14 protein-coding genes are annotated in these 22,887 nt (G+C 64.0%); 10 read left to right on the plus strand and 4 right to left on the minus strand.

Annotated features, from left to right (window positions below):
- Positions 1–50: 50 nt before the first annotated feature.
- The 4 genes from NGM28_RS05630 to NGM28_RS05645 all read right to left on the minus strand — a co-directional run bounded on the left by NGM28_RS05630 (position 51) and on the right by NGM28_RS05645 (position 9,428).
- Positions 51–2,756, minus strand: coding sequence for an Ig-like domain-containing protein (locus tag NGM28_RS05630; protein ID WP_252089040.1), 2,706 nt, complete (start codon positions 2,754–2,756; stop codon positions 51–53).
- Between the two features lie 81 nt (positions 2,757–2,837).
- A complete protein-coding gene (locus tag NGM28_RS05635; RefSeq protein ID WP_252089041.1) occupies positions 2,838–4,175 on the minus strand; it encodes a hypothetical protein in 1,338 nt (445 codons plus the stop codon).
- 99 nt (positions 4,176–4,274) lie between these two features.
- Positions 4,275–5,255, minus strand: coding sequence for an immunoglobulin-like domain-containing protein (locus tag NGM28_RS05640; protein WP_252089046.1), 981 nt, complete (start codon positions 5,253–5,255; stop codon positions 4,275–4,277).
- 66 nt (positions 5,256–5,321) lie between these two features.
- The gene (locus tag NGM28_RS05645) at positions 5,322–9,428 is read right to left on the minus strand and encodes an RCC1 domain-containing protein (RefSeq protein WP_252089048.1); all 4,107 of its coding nucleotides are present in this window, start codon (positions 9,426–9,428) and stop codon (positions 5,322–5,324) included.
- 199 nt (positions 9,429–9,627) lie between these two features.
- Between NGM28_RS05645 and NGM28_RS05650 the strand changes: the two genes are divergently transcribed.
- The 10 genes from NGM28_RS05650 (at position 9,628) to NGM28_RS05695 (ending at position 22,830) form a co-directional block, all read left to right on the plus strand.
- Positions 9,628–9,909, plus strand: coding sequence for a peptidylprolyl isomerase (locus tag NGM28_RS05650; RefSeq protein WP_252089050.1), 282 nt, complete (start codon positions 9,628–9,630; stop codon positions 9,907–9,909).
- A gap of 13 nt (positions 9,910–9,922) precedes the next feature.
- A complete protein-coding gene (locus NGM28_RS05655; protein ID WP_502943829.1) occupies positions 9,923–11,839 on the plus strand; it encodes an extracellular solute-binding protein in 1,917 nt (638 codons plus the stop codon).
- Complete coding sequence (locus tag NGM28_RS05660; RefSeq protein WP_252089053.1) at positions 11,836–12,894, plus strand: microcin C ABC transporter permease YejB; 1,059 nt, start codon at positions 11,836–11,838, stop codon at positions 12,892–12,894. Before NGM28_RS05655 ends, NGM28_RS05660 begins: the two co-directional genes overlap by 4 nt.
- Positions 12,894–13,910 (plus strand): ABC transporter permease, encoded by a 1,017-nt coding sequence (locus NGM28_RS05665; RefSeq protein ID WP_252089055.1) that lies wholly within the window; start codon positions 12,894–12,896, stop codon positions 13,908–13,910. The genes NGM28_RS05660 and NGM28_RS05665 overlap by 1 nt, the downstream gene beginning before the upstream one ends.
- Positions 13,911–14,027: 117 nt before the next feature.
- Positions 14,028–15,413 (plus strand): sigma-54 interaction domain-containing protein, encoded by a 1,386-nt coding sequence (locus NGM28_RS05670; RefSeq protein WP_252089057.1) that lies wholly within the window; start codon positions 14,028–14,030, stop codon positions 15,411–15,413.
- 397 nt (positions 15,414–15,810) lie between these two features.
- Positions 15,811–17,202, plus strand: a complete 1,392-nt coding sequence (locus NGM28_RS05675; RefSeq protein WP_252089059.1) for a GntP family permease — start codon at positions 15,811–15,813, stop codon at positions 17,200–17,202.
- Between the two features lie 10 nt (positions 17,203–17,212).
- The gene (gene hbdH / locus NGM28_RS05680) at positions 17,213–17,983 is read left to right on the plus strand and encodes a 3-hydroxybutyrate dehydrogenase (RefSeq protein ID WP_252089061.1); all 771 of its coding nucleotides are present in this window, start codon (positions 17,213–17,215) and stop codon (positions 17,981–17,983) included.
- Between the two features lie 43 nt (positions 17,984–18,026).
- Positions 18,027–19,979, plus strand: a complete 1,953-nt coding sequence (locus NGM28_RS05685) for an acetoacetate--CoA ligase (protein WP_252089063.1) — start codon at positions 18,027–18,029, stop codon at positions 19,977–19,979.
- A gap of 152 nt (positions 19,980–20,131) precedes the next feature.
- On the plus strand, positions 20,132–20,407 hold the full coding sequence (locus tag NGM28_RS05690; RefSeq protein ID WP_009686637.1) for a peptidylprolyl isomerase: 276 nt from the start codon (positions 20,132–20,134) through the stop codon (positions 20,405–20,407).
- 134 nt (positions 20,408–20,541) lie between these two features.
- Positions 20,542–22,830, plus strand: a complete 2,289-nt coding sequence (locus tag NGM28_RS05695) for an autotransporter family protein (protein WP_252089066.1) — start codon at positions 20,542–20,544, stop codon at positions 22,828–22,830.
- Positions 22,831–22,887: the final 57 nt, after the last annotated feature.

Below are 22,887 nucleotides of genomic sequence, written 5' to 3' on the forward strand. Positions count from 1 at the left end.
CACTCTCCTGTTCCATATCGTGGAAACTATCGTCAATTCAAGTGCGGGCCTCAGCCATTGCGCGGTGTCACGCACATTCCACCAAAGATGTTGGTGTTGGGTGTATTGGCGATGCAGAAGTAGCAGGAGAATGCGTAGCTGTGGTGATAGAACTCTCCAGCATCCTTGTTCACCTGCCTGCAGTTCCACAAATAGCGTTCCACTGGCAATGGCGCTCCATAAACGCGCTGCAGGTCGGCAATGAACTCGGTGGTGGCGGGCCTGCCCTTGAGCGTGTTCATCCATGCAACGGCTTGCGGCCAGCGCCAGTTTCGATCGCCTCGCAGGTTGAGGGTCCATACATTGCTCACCTGCACCTCGTAGCTGACGCACGTCCGCTGGCTGTCGGTGACCGTGATGGTCGCCCCGCCATTGCCATTGCCAGTGACCTTGCCATTACTGTCCACCGAGGCCACGCTCGGCTTGCTCGACGCATAACTGTAGGGTGGCTTGCCACCAGTGGCGGCACGTACCGCAGTATTGCCGTTCGAGTCCGGGCCGACACGGCGCCAGGCCGGGTACTTCACTGACAGGCCATTGAGCGTCAACAAGCTACTGCTCACACTCAGGCGATGGCGCACGGGGAACGTTGCAGCGACCGAACGCCCTTTGTCACGCTCACCGCGCGTTATCCGGTAGGCAAACGTCAGCGCCCCTCCAAGGCTCTCGGTGATCAGCCGTGCAGGTACCAGAAAGTGCTGTGGTTGGTCTGGGTCGTAGAGGATTGGCTCACTTGCATAACTGCCCTTCCCTGCCACCTGCAACACCACCTGGTCACCCGGCCGCAAACCGATCGCCTGGTCCTGGAACAATACCGTCACGCCCTGTGGTGGAACCCGGGAGGGGTCGAGGCCACCATCGCTGAGCGCCTCCATCACCTGGGGCGCCCCTAGCTGCAAAGGCACACCGGCTGTAACGGTCAAGCGTATGGATGACGATAGGCGCACCTGCTGGTCGGTATGACGCGTCACGCGGTAATGCACTTCGCTCGGACGCTCCATCCCGGCCAGCAGTACCTGCGCCGGAATGCTCCATTCAAGGCCGTTGCCACTCAGGCGAATGCTGGAGGCGGCGTTCGCGCCCAACCAGCTTACGGTGACCAGGTCGTCGTCACGGCGCCCTGGATAATCCGGCAACGTCACCTTGGCCGTCTGCCCGGCGCTGACACGCAGATCACCTTCACTGTCTACCCCCGCTACCTGCGGTGCTGGCAGCTCGACCGGAAGTTCACCGACCTGCAACCATAACCGTGGCGACATCAACGGTGCCGAGGGGCCTGGCCTGGCCACGCTGTAACACAACTGCAGACTCCCTTGATCGAGTGCCTGGACATGCTCTGCCGCCACCAGGAATACCAGTTGCCCGCGCCCGGCGTCGGCCCGGCTCACGCTACGCGCCATTTCCCAGACATAGGGCTGACGGCGCGCGGTCAAACCATGCCAGCACAGTTTCACTCGATCACCATAAGCAAGCCCGGGGTAACGCACCGTCACCGCCTGCCCCGACTGCACGGGGTCGAGCCGACCGTCGCTATCGGCTGACGGGTCGGCGTAAGGGAGTTCTGCCTTGGCTCCGGAAACCTCTAGGTAGCGCGTGCATGAGCGCGCCACCACCTGCCCATTGCGCCGGACTCGGTATGACAGGCTCAGCATGCCTCCGGCCAATTGCGCCAACCAACTACCCGGCAGCTCGAACAGGTAACCCTTGCCAACCTCCTCAATGACCCTGCGTGAACTGAGGGTGAATGGCCGCGCGGCGAAGTCGACGCCCCCCGCCAGCAACTCGACCTCATCCGAAGCTGCCATCTGCTGCCACGAAGCCCACACCAGCACCTGCACCGGATTCGTGGTGGCATCGACATGTTGAACCTCGGTCGCGCCATGCACGCGGGGTGCATCACCCAAGCCCGGTTGCAGCAGGACCGATACCCAGGTGATCGCCGACCATTTTTCCGAGGTATCGCCAACCACATCGATGATCCGGTAACGCACCGGCAACCGGGCGCTGTTGCCCGCATCGCCAATGAGACGGGCAGGTACCTCGATACGCAATGGCTGGCCGACTTCTTCATCCGTGAAGCGATACTCAACCAACTGATCGCCCCAGGCCAATTGCAGCATGCCTCCAGCCTGCATATACAACCACGGCGGTACCTCCACCCACGCCGAAGCGTCCGCGATGATTGGCGACACCAGGGTGGGGGCACCCAACCCACCATGCCAGGCGGTCTCGGGGCTTGGGTCCGGCCCACCGGGCAAGCTCGGCTTGCACAGTACCGACAAAGGCGTGGAACGCCCTACTTCGGCTCCTTGACGAGTTACTCGGCAATACAGGTCGGCAATGCCCTCCACCGCCTGCTCGGATGGCAGATAGACAGGCACGTCGCTGCCCAACTGGCCAGCCTCCACATAGACCGCGCACAGCGGCTTCGCTTCCAACCCAGGCGCGTGCCAGAACATTTCCAGCAGGTCGCCGACACGCATGTCCGGGTAGCGCTGCACCATCGCCACAAGCCCCTGCGGCTCGGGTTGCAACAGACAGCTGTTGACGCCGACATCGGCCAGTCGCGCCAGGAACGGAGCCCCGGGAATGAACATGCGCGGCAGGGCAACGGTGTTCAGGATGCCACCTGCGGATGGATAGCGCTCATTGAAACACTGGCGTGCCTGCTCCAGTGTTTCATCCTCTTCGATTGCCAAGTCGGTTGCATCGCTCATGCTTCAGCCCTTTTCATGAAGTCGGTTATTCCGTTGCGCGTCTCAACAGGCCCGTCAAAAAAGCGTGGGGGGCGAGTCGAATCACTGCGCCAACTGATCCTCAACGTGATAAGTCACCAACGCGCCACCTGGTGCCTTGGGATTCAGGCGCAAGATGGGCAGGTAGCGCTGTGTCTCACTGATGAAGTCCTGCTGAAAGCGCCTGGCATTCCTCAGGCCATAGACGCTGGCGGGCTCGTCAGTCGGGGGAAAATGAACATCCGCGTTGTAGAAGAACGCCTCAAGCGGGAGTGCCGCTGCTTTGTTCTGTGCCCATGTCCGGACCACTGGCTCGTTCCAACCAAAACCCCGAGTATCGTCCTTTCCTTCGAGACTCCACCTGTGCGCCTGCACGGCCACGTGGAAATCCGGGCTGTCAGTACGAAATGCACAGGAGCGGTGGGTAGGCACGGCGTAACGCGCCAGCCAAGTCTGTTTGTCGGTAATGCCGGTACAAACCCCATGGTTGGTGCACGGCTGGTTGTTGAGGCTGGTACCGCCATCGAACGGGTAGATACAGCTCACTGCCAAGGGCTCGTTTACCGGGTAGCCCAGGGGAAACACGATGAAACCCTGAGGCCATACCGTCACCGAAAGACCAGCATCCGCAGCGAAGTAGCTGAAGGACACCGCTTGGTTACTTTGCGAAGTCGGACTGGGATTCCACGCCTTGAAGTCGCCTACGTTGGTCGAACGCACCAACACACCCTGGCAATGGTAACGGGCACGGCCATCAGGACAGGCAGGTGACGTATCAGCGAAACGCGCATTGATTTCGCTGGCGATCCGGTCACCGTCGTACAGTTGCTCGCGCTGATCGAATCCAAAGCCTCCCATACCCAGCCGTAGCAGGGGCAACCACGTATTGGTGGCGTTGTACCACTCAAGTTGCGAACGCTGTCCCTTCAGTAACGCACCTGGTTGCGCCGGGTCATAGTACAGGGCCTCGACTGCCAGCCGGGCAGGCAGTGAATCATCCCAGTTGCGGACCTGCACCTCCCCTGCAGTCTGTTCCGATTCAATCTCATAAGGTTTACCCAGGGCCAATGCATCGAATTGGCTCATCAGCACATATCCGGTGGGCTGCGCCGGAGGGGCAACGACAACGTCGCTGCGCAAGTAGATGAAAACTTCGCTGCCGCTCGCGATACTGGCGGGATCATGCTCCCAGAACCTGGGCGGATGTCGTGCGTCCATGGGCTTGGCCATCACCCCGCTGCAAGCGTACTCCGGCTGGTTGGCCACGCAGCCAATCGCCGTTGCCCCCAGACGCTGATTCAACACCAGCACGGTTTCCGGCCCGCTCAAAGCCCAGGCCTTGACGGCAAACAGGCAGCACGACAACACGCTGTACATGAGTGATCCGAACATTTGCTTCATAGGTCCATACCGTCGAGATCCACGCACGGGTGATCGCCCTGGATAACGGGCGAAGACATCATTGATTGCCACATCGTTGTCCGTCCTCCGCAGGGATACTCAAGTCTTGACGCAGGCCACCTGACGCAGGTTGTTTGCATCGCTCGTCTCGCTGCTGACGGCGTCCGTTCGAGGATCGAATGTCAAGGACGTGCCCGCCCCAAGGCTTTCACCCCAGATGGGATAGGCCGGCAAGCCGAAGCTACGCATACGGCCTGGGTAGTCACCCTTGAGGTCCTCGAAATCGACTTTCGTCGGCAGTACTGCTCCCAGGCTGGCGCATAGCTGGCTGGCCGCATTCCAGGAGCTGCCTTGGTTGGCGACCACCTCGATGCCACGCAAGCCGGTAACGGTCAGCACATAGGACTGCGGCCCCGTCGGCAATTGTGCGGTGATGGTCGTCTGGCCATTGCGTAACACCGTGACCCTGCCGCTGGCATCGACCGTGGCGACACTGTTATCAAGGCTCGAGTACGCCCTGGCACCCGGTGCCTGGCGAGTGAAGGTCAACGGCGCACGCGCTGGCCCCTCCTCTGGCAACACCATCATGCCGTTGCGGTAGACCGCCAGTCGCAGCTTGCCGGTCAAATCCAGTGTCTGCGTGCCAGCGAAGCCCTGGGCAACCCGAAAGGATAGCGCCAGGCTGGGGGGCTGGGTGCCGACCTCGTAACGCACCAGCACCGCTTCGCCTTCGGCGCCGGCGAACGCTTGCTTGGGGATGATCAGCACGACGGGCCTGGCCACCAACCCAACCTGGGTTTCCACCTTGTGCACAACGGTGCCGTTGGCCAAGCTCAGCAGCAGGGTCAAGGGCTGGCCATTGTAGGTGGGACCACCGGTAACCGTACTGACCTTGACTCCGCTCTCAGGTATGTTGACAGGGTCGAGTTCTCCGTTCTGCGGCGCCGGCGTCATCACCGGGTCCGGCAAGGCGGCCCATACCTGAGCAGGTGAGAACATGGCCAACAGCAGCGCGACCAGCCCATGACGCAGGCGGTCAGATGTCCCCGCCAACAGACATTGTTTCGATAATGTACGCATTGCGATGTTCCTCGGCCTGCGACGCGAATCGCACCGCAGGCAACCTATGTGGAAGATGCCTCGCCTTCAAACACTGCCACGCAGTTCATTGTCAGGCGCCACCACGGCTCCCGGCGTGGTATCAGTACGTCCGGTCAGCAGGCGGCCGCGCAGCAGAGCCTGCACCGTCGAACTGTCGCCACCACCACTGGCCGTGCCCCAGGTCACCACACGGCCATCGCTGGTCAACGCGGTGAATCCGTTGCTGTTGGCATAGATGGCCCGGACATTGGTCAGCTGGGCCTGCACAGGCGCAATGTTCAAGCCCGAAGCCGCGGTGCCGCCCCAAACCACCACCTGACCATTGCTGCGCAACGCGGCAAAGGTCCAGGCGCTACCAGTGACCTGCACGATGTCGGTAAGCGCGGCAATGCTCGCCGGCAGCGTGCCGCCGTTGGTGGCGTTGCCCCAGGCCACCACACGGCCGTTGCGCAGCCGCGCGCAGAACGCATGCCAGGTGCTGGTCACCTCGACGATGTCGCTGAGCGCCGCGATGTTTGCAGGCACCGAACCGCCATGGCTGGCCGCGCCCCAGGCCAGGACCTGCCCGCTGCTGGTGAGCACCGAGAACGCCTGGGCGGTGGCACCTTCCAGCGATGCGATGTCATTACGGCCGGTGATCGCCTGGCCTGGGGCGCCGCCGTATGTACCATTGCCCCAGGCAGCGACGGTCATGTCCGTACGACGGACAACGAAGGCGGCGAAGTTGCCCTTGACATAGATGTTGTCGGTGCGGTTGGCAATGACGGCCGGCACACTGCCGCCGTTGCCTGCCTGCCCCCAGGCGATCAGCGTGTTGTTGCTGCGCTTCGCGGTAAAGGCGGTACCGGCACCATAGACTTCGACGATGTCGGTCAGGGCCCTCAGGTTTGCCGGGATGTCAGCGCCATTGGCCAGCACCCCCCAGCCGGTGAGCCTCCCGAGCTTGCTGCCCGCTGCAACCTGGCGACGACCGATGAACACCGTGGAGTTGCTGCGCACGTCGAGGAACGGTTGACCGACATCTTCGGGGCGCAGCGTGGCCCCCTCCGCGGCACCACCCCAGCACACCAGATTGCCATTGCTCAGCCGCGCCGCGCAGGCACTGCGGGTGGCGCTGACCTCCATCACGTCGTTCAGGGTGATACCCGGCCCCCTGCCACCCCAACCGGTCATGCCCCAGGTCACCAACTGGTAACGGCCTGGCGTGACCGGGTTGTTCTCGATCATCGACGCGAAAGCTGCCGTGCCGTTGACCACGGCATCGTTGCCGGTGCCGACGACGTTGGTCGGGTTGAGCACCACGGCGTCGGTGGTGCTGCGCACTCGCAGCAGGCGCCAGGGTTCACGGTCCAGCCAGGTCGTGCCCGCCTGCCAGTTGGTGTCGCCGTCATAGCGCCATTGCGCGAGGATCGGCCGCAGGGTCCTGGCATTGAACGCGCTGATGACCCGCGAAGCACCCGAGGCGCGGTAGGTCGAGGCGTTGTAGCGCGCACCGAAGATACGCAAGGTGCCGGCACCGATGACACGATTGATGGTGAAGGTGCTCGCACCGGACGGCTCGGAGGGCCCGTTGGGGGAGCGGAACACCGTGTACGTCAGGGTGACCGTCTGGTTGGCCAGCGCCTGGACGTCGGCGGCGGGTACGGTCACCCGCAGTGCCGCGCCGCCAACCTGAACGGTTTTTAGGAAAGTTTTCGCGCCGCCTGGGTAAGCGATGCTGACCGTCACCAGGTCATTGACGCGCAAGCGCGCCGAAGCGTCGATCAGCACGGTAGCGCCATCTGGCACATCGTCCGGGTTGAGATTGCCATTGACCGCCTCGACGAAGGTTGGCAAAGGCAACGCCGCCCCTTGGACGCGCAAGGTCAGCGGCGCAGAGTTGTCAGGCAGGCCGGTGGCGGCCCGGTAGACCTCGTATTGCAGGTTGACGTTGCCATTGTTGCTGGCGCGCACCACCGTAGAATCGATGACCAGGTCCTTGTGCAGCCCTTGTTCGCCCTGAAGCACGGTCCACTCCACTTCCGTCTTGCTGGCATCGCCCTGGTCGCCAGACCAATGCACGATCAACAGATCGCCGAGCTGCAAGTTGGCCGTGGCCGGCACGCGCACGGTTGCCCCGTTGGGTGCGTTGGCGGGGTCAAGCGCTTCTTCAGGTGCTCCAGGTGCTTCCAGTACCAGGGGCGGGGGTAGATCCCTGCTCTGGCGCACACCAATGTACAGCACCAGATCATCCGACAGCCGATCTGGCTTGTCGGGCTCGGACACGGTGTAGAACACCCGTACTTCGCCGTTTTCGTTCTTTCTCAACTGCGCCTGGTCGATGGAGAAGTAGGTAGGGAACCCCGGCTCGGCGTCCACATTGTCGTGGAACGGATCGCCAACGTCCCCGACCCAACTCAGGTAGATGGTCTGGTTGGCGTTCATGTTGGGATAAGGCTGAATAACGACCTCGATCCCGTTGGGGTGATCACCGGGACTGATGTTGCCATCGGTGAACACCGGCACGGTCGACGGGGCCGGCAGTTCAGACAAGGCAACTCCCACGCCGATCAGGGTGGACGCCGAGTCCAGAGGTACATCCAGGCCACGGCGCAAGAGCTGATAGCTCAGCAGCAAGGTACCGCCATCGAGCGGAACCAGGTTCACCGCAGGGTCGACTCTGAAGCGATATTCCTTGCCCGCCTGCCCGGCACTGATCCGCCGCCGTTCCGTGTAGAGCAGCGGCGTGCCATCGGCGCGGGTACCCAGCCAGGTCAGGATCAGTGTGTCGTTTGCCAACAGACCGGTAGCTTGCGGGATGCTCACGGTGGCCGTAGGCACATCGATTTCGACCATGTCGTCTATCGCTTCAAGCAACTCAGGCCGAAGCAACAATCGGGCCTGGCCGATGAAGGACGCGAATGAGCGCTTGGACCGGAATTGGGTATTTGCACGGGAGACCTGATAAGAAACGACCCCGCGCCCCATTCCGAGTGCGATCAAGTATTCGTTGGGTACCAGGAAGGTCAAGGTCCTGCCAACCCTGGTGATCCTCTGCGAAGGCGGCTGAAAGTTTATCGTCTGCCCTGCTGCGGTGGTTCCTGTCCAGGTGAGCAGGACGACATCATTGAGCAGGAACACAGGATCCTTGTTGGCTGTATCTACTTCAATTTCCAAGTCCGCATCGTTTAACTTGACCAGGTCGATCACATCAGCAGGATCGGCATTCTCGTCAGGGTTGATGATGAACGGTGCGGGGAACAAACCCTGTTCGAGCGCCACTTCAACGAACCCACGCAACGACCAGTCACTGGACTGGTTCTGCACCTCGTCCACCAACCGGTAGGTCAGCACCAGGCTGTCGCTATCACCCGCCGCGACAATGATCTCACGGCTGACCGTGATCACCACGGGCTTGCCCACCTCTGCTGGCTGTACCTGGCGATCGACGAACACCCCGCCCCAGCTCAGGCGAATGCTGTCGTAAGCGCGCATGTGCGGGTAGGCCTCTATGGTCACCTTGACCCCGGCATTGGCCTCGGTTTCACCGATCACCCCCGACGCCGGCACGGCCGCAACCGGAGGCAAGAGGTTGTAATGCCCCGGTCGATCAGGTTCGGAATCGTTGCCCCCTGGAAATACCAGGCGACTCAACACACCCAGGCGCTTGGAGTTTTCCCTGTTGCCGGAACCCGCCCGCGTTACCCTGAACCACAGATCAGACACCACGCCCGTGATTTGCTCCGGCGTCGGTTCGCTGGCAGGCCGGACGAAGCCAGGCACCTCCGCCGCCACGACGTACATGGCGAACAGCTGCCCAGCTTGCCCGGGCTTGACGGAGTCGGAGGCCACCGCCCTCTCGGTGCCGCGCCAGAACACCTCGATCCAGTCCCCTTCGCGCATGTTGTCGTAAGGCTGGACGATGATCAGTAGCCCGCCCGTGCTGGCATGGGCCATGCTGAAGTTGACCCCGACCTGGGCCCCCGAGGTCTGCAGCGGCATAACGCCGCCGGGGATGTAGATGCGCTCAAGCGTTCCGTCGTCGGCGGGGTTGGCGCCGAATATCCCTGTCGATGTTCGCGCCAATTGCTGGTTGAAGGCCTCGATCATTTCCTTGAGAGAGAGCACGGCAGGCCCCTCCACGGTGTCATTGACTTGCGCATCATCTGCCATGGTGAAGCCCCTTCTGAGGTGGGTTCGACGGGAACGTTGTCGGCCGATTGAATAACTGCCATCACGACCGCACAACTGGCAGAAATGCTAGGTAGCGCCCTCGCGCGGCAAGAGCAGGCTGTCGCTTGCAGATGCTTTAGACAGACAACCCTGTGCGCTTTGCGCTAGGCTTGCGCCTTTACTCACAAGGAGCATTTCCATGGCCCGCGCCACCGCCCGCCACATCCTCGTCAGCAGCGAAGACAAGTGCAACGAACTCAAGGCCCAGATCGAAGCCGGCGCCGACTTCGCCGAAATCGCCAAGGCCAACTCCACCTGCCCCTCCAGCCGCCAGGGCGGCGACCTGGGCTCGTTCGGCCCGGGCCAGATGGTCCGTGAGTTCGACACCGTGGTCTTCAGCGCGCCGCTGAATGTCGTCCAGGGTCCGGTGAAGACCCAGTTCGGCTACCACCTGCTGGAAGTGACCAGCCGTCAGGACTAAGTCATGGCCGACGATGACCGCCCCTGTAGGAGCGGATTCATCCGCGATAGCGCCGGGACAGGCAATGCCGTTGCCTGATCGGGCGCTATCGCGGATGAATCCGCTCCTACAGGTGTTGTGTGGGCTCGCACTGTCGTGCATGGCCAACGCCACCCCGACCCACGCCCTCACGGTCTACGGTGAAGCCCCCCGCTACCCCGAACGCTTCCAGCACTTCGCCTACGTCAACCCCGAAGCCCCCAAGGGCGGCAGCCTGCGCCGCTCGGCCCTCGAGATCGGCCAGTTCGACCATATCCTGCCCTACATCGACAAAGGCATCGGCGTCAGCCAGGTCGATGGCTGGCTGTACGCGCCCCTGGCGCTGCGCTCGCTCGACGAGCCCTACACCGTCTACGGCCTGATCGCCCGGCGCATGGAACGTGGCCCGGACGATGCCTGGCTGCGTTTCGACATCGACCCGCGCGCCACCTTCGCCGACGGCAAGCCGGTGCGCGCCGAGGACGTGCGCTTCACCTTCGAACTGTTGATGAGCCAAGGCAGCCTCAAGTACCGCACCCAGTTCGCCGAAGTGGCCGGTGTGACCGTCGAAGGCCCCCTGCGCGTGCGCTTTGACTTGAAGCAGCCCCACGGCCGCACCCTGCCGCTCGACCTGGCCAGCCTGCCGGTGCTGCCCGAGCACGACTGGCAGCAGCGCGACTTCACCAACGGCGCCGGCTTCGACAAGCCGGTAGGCAGCGGCCCCTATCGCATCGAGCACATCGACAACGGCCGCAGCATCACCTTCGCCCGCGACCCGAAGTGGTGGGCAAAAGATCTGCCAGCCACCCGTGGCCTGTACAACTTCGAGCACCTGCGCATCGAATACTTCGGCGATACCGAAGTGGCGCGGCAGGTGCTCAAGGGCGGCGGCTACGACTACAACCGCGAGTTCTCCGCCACCGCCTACACCCTCGGCTACAACGGCGCGGCACTCGATGACGGGCGCCTGCAACGCGCCCAGCTCGGCCCGGCCAAGCCCCAGGTTGCCCAGGGTTTCGTGTTCAACCTGGACAAGCCGCAGTTCAAGGACCGCCGCGTGCGCCAGGCCCTGGCCTTGCTCTGGGACTTCGAATGGAGCAACCGGCAGATGATGCGCAATTTGTACATCCGCCAGCAGAGCCTGTTCTCCAACACTCCGCTGGCGGCGCGCGCGCTGCCCGACGCGGACGAGCTCAAGCTGCTCGCGCCGTTGCGCGGCCAAGTGCCGGACGAAGTATTCGACAAGGTATTCACGGCACCGGTTACCGACGGTTCGGGCATCATCCGCCCGCAGCAACTGCAAGCCCTTGCCCTGCTCCAGGCCGCGGGCTGGCACCCGGAGGGCGACCGCCTGGCCAACGCCCAGGGCGAACCGCTGAGCTTCACCTTCCTCAACGGCCAGTCGGGCATGGAACGCCTGCTGCTGCCGTGGAAACGCAACCTGGCGCAGATCGGCATCGAGCTGAACATCCGCAATGTCGATTCGGCGCAGTACGTCAACCGGCTGATGGCCCGCGACTACGACATGATCGTCACCGGCTACCCGGTGACCCTGTCGCCGGGCAGCGAGCTGTACAACTACTTCGGTTCGGCGGCGGCCAACGACCCGGGCTCGAACAACCAGATGGTGCTCAAGGACCCGGCCGTGGACCACCTGATCGACGGGCTGGTGCGCGCCAACACCCAGGCCGACATGCTGCGCCACGCCCATGCCCTGGACCGGGTGCTGCAATGGAACTACTACTGGATCCCCAACTACTACCCGCCCGGCAGCTCAACCGTGTGGTGGAACCGCTTCGGCCTGCCCAAGGTGCAGGCCACCTACGACGAAGGCCTGGACACCTGGTGGGAGGTCAGCCCCACGGCGCTGACCAACGCACAGATGGACGCGCTGCGGAAAACCTCGCCATGACCGCCTACATCCTGCGCCGCCTGCTGCTGATCATCCCCACGCTGCTGGCGATCCTGCTGGTCAATTTCGCCATCGTCCAGGCCGCGCCGGGCGGCCCGGTGGAACAAGCGGTGGCGCGCCTGCAAGGCATCGGCGGCGGCGCGCCGGGCGCCCGGGTGGAGGCCGTGCACAGCGAGTCCCGTGCCACCCGCGGCCTGGACCCGAAGCTGATCGAGGAGATCAAGCGCCAGTACGGTTTCGACAAGTCCGCCCCCGAGCGCCTGTGGCTGATGCTCGGCCAATATGCGCGGCTGGACTTCGGCCAGAGTTTCTTTCGCGGCGCCAAGGTCACCGACCTGATCGTCGAGAAACTGCCGGTGACCTTGTCGCTGGGTTTCTGGGCGACGTTGATCACCTACCTGGTGTCGATCCCGCTGGGCATCCGCAAGGCGGTGCGCCATGGCAGCCGCTTCGACGCCTGGAGCAGCGCGCTGATCGTGATCGGCTACGCCCTGCCCTCGTTCCTGTTCGCCCTGCTGCTGATCGTGCTGTTCGCCGGCGGCACCTCGCTGAACTGGTTCCCGGTGCGCGGGCTGGTGTCGGACGACTTCGACCAGCTCAGCCTGTTGGGCAAGCTCGCCGACTACTTCTGGCACCTGGTGCTGCCGGTAGGGGCCCTGGTGATCGGCGGCTTCGCCACACTGACCCTGCTGACCAAGAACGCCTTCCTCGACGAGATCGCCCGCCAGTACGTGGTCACCGCCCGGGCCAAGGGGCTGAGCGAACGCCGGGTGCTGTACGGCCATGTGCTGCGCAACGCCATGCTGCTGGTGGTGGCCGGCCTGCCCCAGGCGCTGATCACGGTATTCTTCGCCGGCTCCCTGCTGATCGAGGTGATCTTCTCCCTCGACGGGCTCGGGCGCATGAGCTACGAGGCGGCGGTGTCGCGGGACTACCCAGTGGTGTTCGGCACGTTGTTCATCTTCACCCTCGCCGGGTTGCTGATTCGCTTGCTTGGTGACCTGTGCTATACCGCGCTCGACCCACGCATCGACTTTGACGCGAGGGCGCACTGATGCTCTCCCCCGTCTCCCTGCGCCGCCTGCGGCGCTTTCGCGCCAATCGCCGGGGCTGGATCTCGCTGTGGCTGTTCGCCGGCCTCTTGTTGCTGAGCCTCGGCGCCGAGCTGGTGGCCAACGACAAGCCGCTGCTGCTTTCGTACCAGGGCGAGTTGTACACCCCCACGCTCAAGCGCTACACCGAGCAGCAGTTCGGTGGCCAGTTGCCGTTCCAGCCCGATTACCGCAGCCAGTACGTGCGCCAGCTGATCGAGGGCCAGGGCGGCTGGATGCTGTTCGCGCCGATCCCATTCAGCGCCGACACCCCCAACTACGACTTGCAGGTGCCTACCCCAAGCCCCCCCAGCACCAGCAACTGGCTGGGCACCGACGACCAGGGCCGCGATGTACTGGCCCGGGTGTTGTATGGCGCCCGGGTGTCGCTGCTGTTCGCCTTCGCCCTGACCGTGCTCAGCGTGCTGATCGGCGTGACCGCCGGCGCCTTGCAGGGTTACCACGGCGGTTGGGTCGACCTGCTCGGGCAACGTTTGCTGGAGGTGTGGTCGGGGCTGCCGGTGCTGTACCTGCTGATCATCCTGTCCGGTTTCGTCGAGCCGGATTTCTGGTGGCTGCTGGGGATCATGGCGCTGTTCTCGTGGCTTGCCCTGGTCGATGTGGTGCGCGCCGAGTTTCTCCGCGGGCGCAACCTGGAGTACGTGAAGGCTGCGCGGGCACTGGGGCTGCCGGACAGCCAGGTGATGCTGCGACATATCCTGCCCAATGCGATGAACGCGACGCTGACCTACATCCCCTTCATGCTCACCGGGGCGATCACCACCCTTACCGCGCTGGACTTCCTCGGTTTCGGCATGCCGGCTGGCAGCGCCTCGCTGGGCGAGCTGGTGACCCAGGGCAAGCAGCACCTGGAAGCGCCGTGGCTGGGCTTCACCGCGTTCTTTGCCCTGGCGCTGATCCTGTCGTTGCTGGTATTCATCGGCGATGCGTTGCGCGAGGCGTTCGATCCACGAAGGTAGGTCGCCTGCGCGGGCCCATTCGCCGGCAAGCCGGCTCCTACAGGTCTGGTGCAATCCCCTGTAGGAGCCGGCTTGCCGGCGAAAGGGCCAGCCAGGGCGACACAAAAAGGTACTACCATGCACGACAACCTCAAGGACTACCCCCAGGTCCGCCAACTGGCGATCCGCTCGCTGTTCGAGATCATCGAGCAGTCCAGCGAGGGCACGGTGATCGTCGACCGCCAGGCGCGCATCGTCTGGATGAATGAACGTTACGCCCGGCGCTTCGGCCTGGCCGACGCCGCCAGCGCCATCGGCCAGCCCTGCGAGGCGGTGATCCCCGGCAGCCTGATGCGCGAGGTGGTGAACAACGGCAAGCCCATCCTGCTGGACATGCTCGACACCCCCAATGAACCGCTGGTGGTGATGCGCCTGCCGATCCACGACGACCAGGACACACTGATCGGCGCCATCGGCTTCGCCCTGTTCGACGAGCTGCGCAGCCTGTCCCCCCTACTCAAGCGCTACTCGAGCATGCAGCAGGAGCTGGCCTCGACCCGCTCGCAACTGCGCGCCCGCCAGGCTCGCTACAGCTTCGCCCAGTTCGTCGGCACCAGCGCCGCGTGCCTCGAAGCCAAGCGCCGCGCACGCCGTGGCGCGAGCAGCGACTCGCCGGTGCTGCTGCTCGGCGAGACCGGCACCGGCAAGGAGCTGCTGGCCCACGCCATCCACGCTGCCTCGCCCCGGGCGCACAAGGCGTTCGTCAGTATCAACAGCGCGGCGATCCCCGAAACACTGCTTGAAGCCGAGTTCTTCGGCACCGCCCCCGGCGCCTTCACCGGCGCCGAGCGCAAGGGCCGCAGCGGCAAGCTGCAACTGGCCGAAGGCGGCACGCTGTTCCTCGATGAAATCGGCGACATGCCCCTGGCGTTGCAGAGCAAGCTGCTGCGGGTGCTGCAAGAAAAGGAATACGAACCGGTGGGCTCCAACCAGATGCTGCGCAGCGACGTGCGCATCATCGCCGCCACCTCCATCGACCTGCAGGCGGCCATGGCCCGTGGGGCGTTCAGGGCAGACCTGTATTACCGGTTGAATGTATTGCCGATCGAGGTGCCGCCGTTGCGTGAGCGGTTGGAAGACCTGCCGGCGCTGTGCGAGGCGATCCTCGCCGAACTGGGCAGCCAGTATGAGCTGGACGCCGAGGCCCAGGCGCTGCTGGGGCGGCATGCCTGGCCGGGGAACATTCGTGAGCTGCGCAATGTGCTGGAGCGCGCGACGTTGCTGGCGGACCAGCCGCGTCTGGGGGTACAGGAGCTGAAAAATGCCCTGGGGCCGTTGAGCCCGGTGGCGGTCGAGGCCAATCAGCTGGACTATCGTGAGGCGTGTGCACGGTTCGAACGTGGGTTGATCGTGGATGCCTTGGCGCGGCATGCGGGAAATGTGCCGGAGGCCGCACAGGCCTTGGGATTGGGGCGGTCGACGTTGTACAAGAAGATGGTGGCGCTGGGCATTCACTCTCAATAATGAGATTTTTGTTTCTAATTTGAGATATTTACCTGGAGAGCTGCAGCGTGTTTGAAATCGGGCGCCGCCAAAGCGGCGCATCGCGGATAAATCCGCTCCTACAGGCGCCCGAAAAGCCAGGGTAATCCGCCCGGTTTGCGCGACGCGGGCAACCATTCCCTCACCGGTGCGGCACGTTGCAACAAACGTAGGAGCGGATTTATCCGCGATGCGCCGCACGGGCGGCGCTCGATCTTGAACGCGCAGCAAAGCTGTTGCCTGGCCAAAAAAGTCTCAAATTCGAGACAAAATCCACTTATGCTTTAATATTGCCCAATAAAATCAACAGCTTAACAATTGGCACGATTCCCGCTATCTCCCCGGCAACCATAAAAACAATACCCTGGAGACCCCCTCGATGACCGTGCTCATCGCCCTGGCTGCCCTCGCCCTGCTGATGCTCGCCGCCTACCGTGGCTACAGCGTCATCCTGTTCGCCCCCATCGCCGCCCTCGGCGCCGTCCTGCTCACCGACCCGGCCGCCGTGGCCCCCGCGTTCACCGGGGTGTTCATGGAGAAGATGGTCGGCTTCATCAAGCTGTACTTCCCGGTGTTCCTGCTCGGCGCCGTGTTCGGCAAGCTGATCGAGCTGTCCGGCTTCTCGCGCTCGATCGTCGCCGCCGCCATCCGCCTGCTCGGCACCCGCCAGGCCATGCTGGTGATCGTGCTGGTGTGCGCCCTGCTCACCTACGGTGGCGTGTCGCTGTTCGTGGTGGTGTTCGCCGTCTACCCGTTCGCCGCCGAGATGTTCCGCCAGAGTGATATCCCCAAGCGGCTGATCCCGGCGACCATCGCCCTGGGCGCGTTCTCCTTCACCATGGACGCCCTGCCCGGCACCCCGCAGATCCAGAACATCATCCCCAGCACCTTCTTCAACACCACCGCCTGGGCCGCGCCCTGGCTGGGGCTGATCGGCACGCTGTTCGTGTTCTGCACCGGCATGCTCTACCTGCAACGCCAGCGCAACAAGGCCCAGCGCCGTGGCGAAGGCTATGGCAGCGACCTGCGCAACGAGCCGGAAACCGCCGACGACATTGCCCTGCCCAACCCCTGGATGGCCCTGGCGCCGCTGATCCTGGTGGGGGTGATGAACCTGCTGTTCACCCACTGGATCCCGCAGTGGTACGGCGCCAGCCACACCCTGCAACTGCCCGGCATGGCCGCGCCGGTGCAGAGCGACGTGGCCAAGCTCACGGCGATCTGGGCGGTGCAGGCGGCGCTGCTGGTGGGCATCCTGATGGTGCTCGTGTGCGCCTTCGGCACCCTTCGCCAACGCCTGGCCGAAGGCACCAAGAGTGCGGTGGGTGGTGCCCTGCTGGCGGCGATGAACACCGCCTCGGAGTATGGCTTCGGTGCGGTGATCGCCTCGTTGCCAGGCTTCCTGGTGTTGGCCGACGCCCTGCGCGGCATCCCCAACCCGCTGGTCAACGAAGCCATCACCGTGACCCTGCTGGCCGGCATCACCGGCTCTGCCTCCGGCGGCATGAGCATCGCCCTCGCCGCCATGAGCGACAGCTTCATTGCCGCCGCCAACGCCGCGCACATTCCCCTCGAGGTGCTGCACCGGGTCGCGGCCATGGCCAGCGGCGGCATGGACACCCTGCCGCACAACGGCGCGGTGATTACCCTGCTGGCGGTGACCGGGCTGACCCACCGCGAGGCGTACAAGGATATTTTTGGTATTACCCTGATCAAGACCCTGGCCGTGTTCGTGGTCATCGCCACGTTCTACGCCACCGGCATCGTTTAAGGAGAACGGCATGACGCTCAAAGGCAAGACCGCACTGGTCACCGGTTCCACCAGCGGCATCGGGCTGGGTATCGCCCAGGTATTGGCCGAGGCCGGCGCGAACATCCTGCTCAACGGTTTTGGCGACCCGGCACCGGCCATCGCCGAGATCGGTCGCCACGGCGTGAAAGTCGCCCATCACCCCGCCGACCTGTCCGACGTGGCGCAGATCGAGCAGTTGTTCGCCCTGGCCAAGCGCGAGTTCGGCGCGCTGGATATCCTCGTCAACAACGCCGGCATCCAGCACGTGGCGCCGGTCGAGCAGTTCCCGGTCGAGGCCTGGGACAAGATCATCGCCCTCAACCTGTCGGCGGTGTTCCATGGCAGCCGCCTGGCGCTGCCGGGCATGCGCGCACGGGGCTGGGGGCGCATCGTCAATATCGCTTCGGTGCACGGTTTGGTGGGGTCGACCGGCAAGGCCGCCTATGTGGCCGCCAAGCATGGCGTGGTCGGCCTGACCAAGGTGATCGGGCTGGAGACCGCCACCAGCAATGTCACCTGCAATGCCATCTGCCCGGGCTGGGTACTGACCCCGCTGGTGCAGAAGCAGATCGACGATCGTGCGGCCAAGGGTGGCGACCCGCTGCAGGCGCAACACGACCTGCTGGCCGAGAAGCAGCCTTCCCTGGCCTTCGTGACGCCCCGCCACCTCGGCGAGCTGGTATTGTTCCTGTGCAGCGAGGCCGGCAGCCAGGTCCGCGGCGCCGCCTGGAACGTCGACGGTGGCTGGCTCGCCCAGTGAGGGTGGGCCGTGCGGCTTGATCCCCTATGCAGCGGAGGTTCCCATGAACGATGTGCTCTGGCGCCCCAGTACGTCACGGATCGAAGCCAGCCGGATGGACGCCTTCCGCCGCCGGGTCAACCTGCGCTTCAACCTCCAGTTGGACGACTACGCCGCCCTGCACCGCTGGAGCATCGAACACCGTGCACAGTTCTGGCAGACCCTCAGCGATTACTTCCACGTCCGTTGGCACAAACCGCACACTCATGTGCTGGAAGAAGGCCCACGCATGCCCGATGCCCGCTGGTTCACCGACGCCACCCTCAACGTTGCAGAACACCTGTTAAAACGGCGCGACGATCGCCCTGCCGTGATCGCCGTGCGTGAGGATGGCAATCGTCGGCAGCTCACTCACAACGAACTTGTCGCCCAGGTGGCCGGGTTGCAGCGGGCGTTCCAACAAGCCGGCATCCAGCCCGGCGACCGCATTGCCGCGGTGATGCCCAACACCTGGGAAACCCTGGTGGCCATGCTCGCCGCCACCAGCCTGGGCGCGGTCTGGTCAAGCTGCTCGCCCGAGTTCGGCACCCACGGCATCATCGACCGCTTCGGGCAGATCGCCCCTCGATTGCTGATCACTTGTGCCGGCTACGAGTACGCGGGGAAATCCATCGACCTGGTGGAGAAGATCAACCAGGTCGTCACGCAACTACCAAGCCTGGAAACGTTGCTCGTCGTGCCCTACACGCGTTCGAACACCCAGGCCAGTGAGTTCACGCACACCAATACCTGGCTATGGTGCGATTATTTCCAATCCGGTGGCACACCGATCTTCACCGCATTGCCCTTCGACCACCCGCTGTACATCCTCTACTCCAGCGGCACCACGGGCGTGCCCAAGTGCATTGTCCATCGTGCCGGTGGCGTACTGCTGCAGCACCTCAAGGAACACGGCCTGCACAACGACCTCAATGCGGATGATGTGCTGTTCTACTACACCACCTGCGGTTGGATGATGTGGAACTGGTTGGTGAGCGGGCTGGCGGTCGGGGCCACCGTGGTGCTGTACGACGGCTCCCCCTTCCACCCGGGTCCCGAGCGGCTGCTCGACCTGATCGACGCCGAAGGCATCCAGGCTTTCGGCACCAGCGCCAAGTACCTGGCGGCGCTGGAGCAGGCCGGGGTGGAGCCGGCGAAGTCCCATCGCCTCGACAGCCTGCGCCTGCTGCTCAGCACTGGCTCGCCACTGTCACCGCACAGCTACGACTACGTGTATACCCGGGTCAAACCCGACGTGTGCCTGGCGTCCATGTCCGGCGGCACGGATATCGTCGCCTGTTTCGTGGCGGGCAACCCGCTGCTACCGGTGCGCCGCGGCGAAATCGCCGGCAAGGCGCTGGGCATGGCGGTCGACGTGTGGAACGAACACGGCAAGCCGGTGATCGGCGAGAAAGGCGAGCTGGTCTGCACCCAGCCGTTCCCGTCGATGCCACTGGGTTTCTGGGGCGACACCGGTGGCAGCCGCTACCACGACGCCTATTTCAGCCAGTTCGAAAATGTCTGGTGCCAGGGTGACTACGCCGAGGAGCATCCCGGCGGTGGCCTGGTGATCCATGGCCGCTCGGATGCCGTGCTCAACCCCGGCGGGGTGCGCATTGGCACGGCGGAGATCTACCGCCAGGTGGAAAAGGTCGAGGAGGTGGTGGAAAGCGTGGCCATCGGCCAGGACTGGGGCAACGACGTGCGCGTGGTGCTGTTCGTGCGCCTGCGCGACGGCCTGCAACTGGACGATGCCCTGCGCCAGCACATCCGCCAGGTGATTCGCCAGTACGCCACGCCGCGCCATGTACCGGCGGTGATCGCCCAGGTCACGGACATCCCGCGCACCCTCAGCGGCAAGTTGGTAGAGCTGGCGATCCGCAACGTGGTGCACGGCCTGCCGGTGAAGAACACCGACGCCCTGGCCAACCCCGAGGCGCTGGAACAGTTTCGTGACCGTGCAGAGCTCAAGGCGTGAGCCCACTGTAGGAGCGGCTTCAGCCGCGATGCAGGTACCGCGGTGCCTGGCACCCGCCTCGCGGGTGATCGCGGCTGAAGCCGCTCCTACAGTGGCCATCATCAGGCATAATGGCGGCTTCCATCTGCCGTTCGAAGTACAGGTACCTCCCCATGAAAGCCCAAGCCCGCCACATCCTGGTCAAGACCGCTGACGAAGCCGAGAAGCTCAAGCAGCGCATCGCCAATGGCGAGGCCTTCGACGTGCTGGCGAAGAAATTCTCCACCTGCCCCTCCGGCAAGCGTGGCGGCGACCTGGGCGAAGTACGCCCGGGCCAGATGGTCGGCGCCATCGACCAGGTGATCTTCAAGAAACCCCTGCGCGTGGTGCACGGGCCGATCAAGAGCAAGTTCGGCTACCACCTGGTGCAGACGTTCTACCGCGACTGATCGCAACTCGCCACCTGGCATTTCTGCCAGTTGTCCCGTAGCAGACGTTTATCTACAACTCAGGCAGGATCGCAGCCGCATCCCCATGCGACTGCGCGTAGTGGTCCGTCCCCAATGACGACGGAGACCTGCCGATGCGTTGTCCACGCCTGCTTGTACCTGTCGCCCTGCCCCTGCTTGTTCTACCTCTGTTTGTTCATGCCCAGACCCTGACGGTTTCACCGGGCGATAACCTGGGTGCAGTGGTACAGACCGACGCAGTCGACAATTTCACCATGACGGGCGGGACCGTCCAGGCACTCAGCCAGAACGAAGGCTACGACACCTTCAAAATGACCGCCGGCCGCATTATCGGCGCCTTCGAGGATGGCGACTCGGCGACCTTCGAAGGCGGCAGGATTGGCCGGGTAGACCTCAAGCTCGCGGACAATGTCTTCAAGATGTCCCAGGACACGGCAGTTGAAACCCGTATCGATGGCAATCTGGTAAGTGGCTTTGACGACGACACGATCATCCTTCGTGGCGGCACCATTGGCGGCAACATCAGTACCAGTGGCGGCGAGGATGACATCACCATCAGCGGCGGTCACCTCGCCGGCAATGTGCTTGCCAGCGCGGGCGACGATATTTTCAGTTGGTCTGGCGGTAGCATCGGCGGCAGGGTCGACATGGGGTCGGGCAATGATCATGCGACCATCAGCGGCCTCAACACCGAAACCCTGGTCATTCCCCTCGACGGGGGTGCAGGCAATGACAGCCTGGTGTTCCAAGGCAGCCGGGTCAACACAGGCGCCCGCTACCTGAACTGGGAAGCGATCGGGCTCACCGACCGCAGCCAACTTAGCCTCGATGACACGCTGACCCTGGGTGATGCCACCAGCACAACCGGGCTTCTGGCCATCGATACCAGCAGTTCGCTTTCCTCACGCCAAGGCACGGTGACGGCGTTCACCGCAGGCCAGAAAGCAACAGTACGCAACGCCGGGTTGATCGACCTGAGCACCGGCAACGATGCCCAGGGGCGTCTCACCTTGAACGGCGACTACCTGGGCGACAACGGCACGCTGCGGCTCAACAGCGTGCTGGCGAGTGACGATGCGGCCTCCGACCGGCTGGTGGTGGGCCTGGGTAACATTACCGGCAGCACAAGGCTGCAGGTCAACAACCTCGGCGGCACAGGCGCAGCCACGGCTGGCAACGGCATCCAGGTGGTGGAGGCACGCGAGGGCGCCACCAGCAGCGATACGGCATTCGTCCAGACCCAGACGCTTTCGGCTGGCGCCTACGACTATCGTCTGTTCAAGGGCGGCGTGACCGCTGGCAGCGAGAACAGCTGGTACCTGCGCTCCACCCTGGTGACGCCACCGGCTCCCAGTGCAGGTGAACCACCCGTTCCAGTCCCGGTGGCCGCGCCAGCCCCCGGCCAGGCCATGCTGCCCTCGCCGCCCCCAGGCCAGAACCTTCCCTTGTATCGCCCCGAGGTGCCGGTCTACGCCACGGCAGCCAGGGGCGCGGCGATCATCGCTCGACAGGCACTGGGTACCTTCCACCAACGCCAAGGTGACCAACGCCTGCTTGCCGGGCATGGCGCGCTACCCGCAAGTTGGGGCCAAGCCTACGGTGGCAATCTGCGCCAACAGTGGAGCGGCACGGTCAGCCCGAGCTTGAATGGCAACCTGTATGGATTCAAAGTGGGCCAGGACGTCTATGCCCATGCCGATGACAGCGGCTATCGCCAGCACATGGGCCTGTACCTCGGCCACAGCCGGCTGGATGCCGACGTCAAGGGTTTCGCCCTGGCGCTGAAGGATCGCCGTGTCGGTGACCTGAAGCTCGATGGCGACAGCATCGGCGCCTATTGGACCCTGGTCGGGCCACAGCGCGGGTACCTCGACAGCGTGCTGCAGTACACCCGTTTCGATGGTCGTGCCCGCTCCGAGCGCGGTGACAAGCTCGATGTCGATGGCCATGCCTGGACCGCCTCGGTCGAAACGGGCTACCCCATCGCCTTGTCACACCATTGGACGCTGGAGCCACAAGCCCAACTGATCGTCCAGAAGACTGCACTGGACAGTGCCAGCGACAGCGTCTCGCGGGTCAGCCACGATGCCCAGGTCGAGTTGACCGGTCGCCTGGGCGTGCGCCTGGAGGGCGCCTACGACCACCTGGGGGGGCGCCTGCTGCAACCCTATGCCCAGCTCGACCTGTGGCATGGGGATGGTGGCCGCGACACCCTGACCTTCGACCAGGCGGATGAGATCAAGACCGACTATCGCTACACGTCCTTGCAGGTGGAAGCTGGCCTGGTGGCCCAGCTCAGCGATGCGCTGAGCGTGCACGGCGGCGTGCTGTACAGCGGCAATCTCGACAGCAGGCAGCAGGAAACCAGCGGCGTGAACCTGGGGGTACGCTGGCAGTTCTAGTGTCCTGTCTTGGAAATACGTTCTCTTTCGGCGAGTGGCTTGGGTGTTCGGCCAAGG

The sequence above is a fragment of the Pseudomonas sp. MWU13-3659 genome, from assembly GCF_023757525.1.
GTDB lineage: Bacteria > Pseudomonadota > Gammaproteobacteria > Pseudomonadales > Pseudomonadaceae > Aquipseudomonas > Aquipseudomonas entomophila_E.

Excerpts from the sequence above, each read along its gene's own strand:
- NGM28_RS05675 (WP_252089059.1), top strand. The coding sequence starts at position 15,811 with ATGACCGTGCTCATCGCCCTGGCTGCCCTCGCCCTGCTGATGCTCGCC.
- NGM28_RS05630 (WP_252089040.1), bottom strand. The coding sequence starts at position 2,756 with ATGAGCGATGCAACCGACTTGGCAATCGAAGAGGATGAAACACTGGAG.
- NGM28_RS05660 (WP_252089053.1), top strand. The coding sequence starts at position 11,836 with ATGACCGCCTACATCCTGCGCCGCCTGCTGCTGATCATCCCCACGCTG.
- NGM28_RS05665 (WP_252089055.1), top strand. The coding sequence starts at position 12,894 with ATGCTCTCCCCCGTCTCCCTGCGCCGCCTGCGGCGCTTTCGCGCCAAT.
- NGM28_RS05685 (WP_252089063.1), top strand. The coding sequence starts at position 18,027 with ATGAACGATGTGCTCTGGCGCCCCAGTACGTCACGGATCGAAGCCAGC.
- NGM28_RS05650 (WP_252089050.1), top strand. The coding sequence starts at position 9,628 with ATGGCCCGCGCCACCGCCCGCCACATCCTCGTCAGCAGCGAAGACAAG.
- NGM28_RS05670 (WP_252089057.1), top strand. The coding sequence starts at position 14,028 with ATGCACGACAACCTCAAGGACTACCCCCAGGTCCGCCAACTGGCGATC.
- NGM28_RS05640 (WP_252089046.1), bottom strand. The coding sequence starts at position 5,255 with ATGCGTACATTATCGAAACAATGTCTGTTGGCGGGGACATCTGACCGC.
- hbdH (WP_252089061.1), top strand. The coding sequence starts at position 17,213 with ATGACGCTCAAAGGCAAGACCGCACTGGTCACCGGTTCCACCAGCGGC.
- NGM28_RS05695 (WP_252089066.1), top strand. The coding sequence starts at position 20,542 with ATGCGTTGTCCACGCCTGCTTGTACCTGTCGCCCTGCCCCTGCTTGTT.
- NGM28_RS05690 (WP_009686637.1), top strand. The coding sequence starts at position 20,132 with ATGAAAGCCCAAGCCCGCCACATCCTGGTCAAGACCGCTGACGAAGCC.
- NGM28_RS05645 (WP_252089048.1), bottom strand. The coding sequence starts at position 9,428 with ATGGCAGATGATGCGCAAGTCAATGACACCGTGGAGGGGCCTGCCGTG.
- NGM28_RS05635 (WP_252089041.1), bottom strand. The coding sequence starts at position 4,175 with ATGAAGCAAATGTTCGGATCACTCATGTACAGCGTGTTGTCGTGCTGC.
- NGM28_RS05655 (WP_502943829.1), top strand. The coding sequence starts at position 9,923 with ATGACCGCCCCTGTAGGAGCGGATTCATCCGCGATAGCGCCGGGACAG.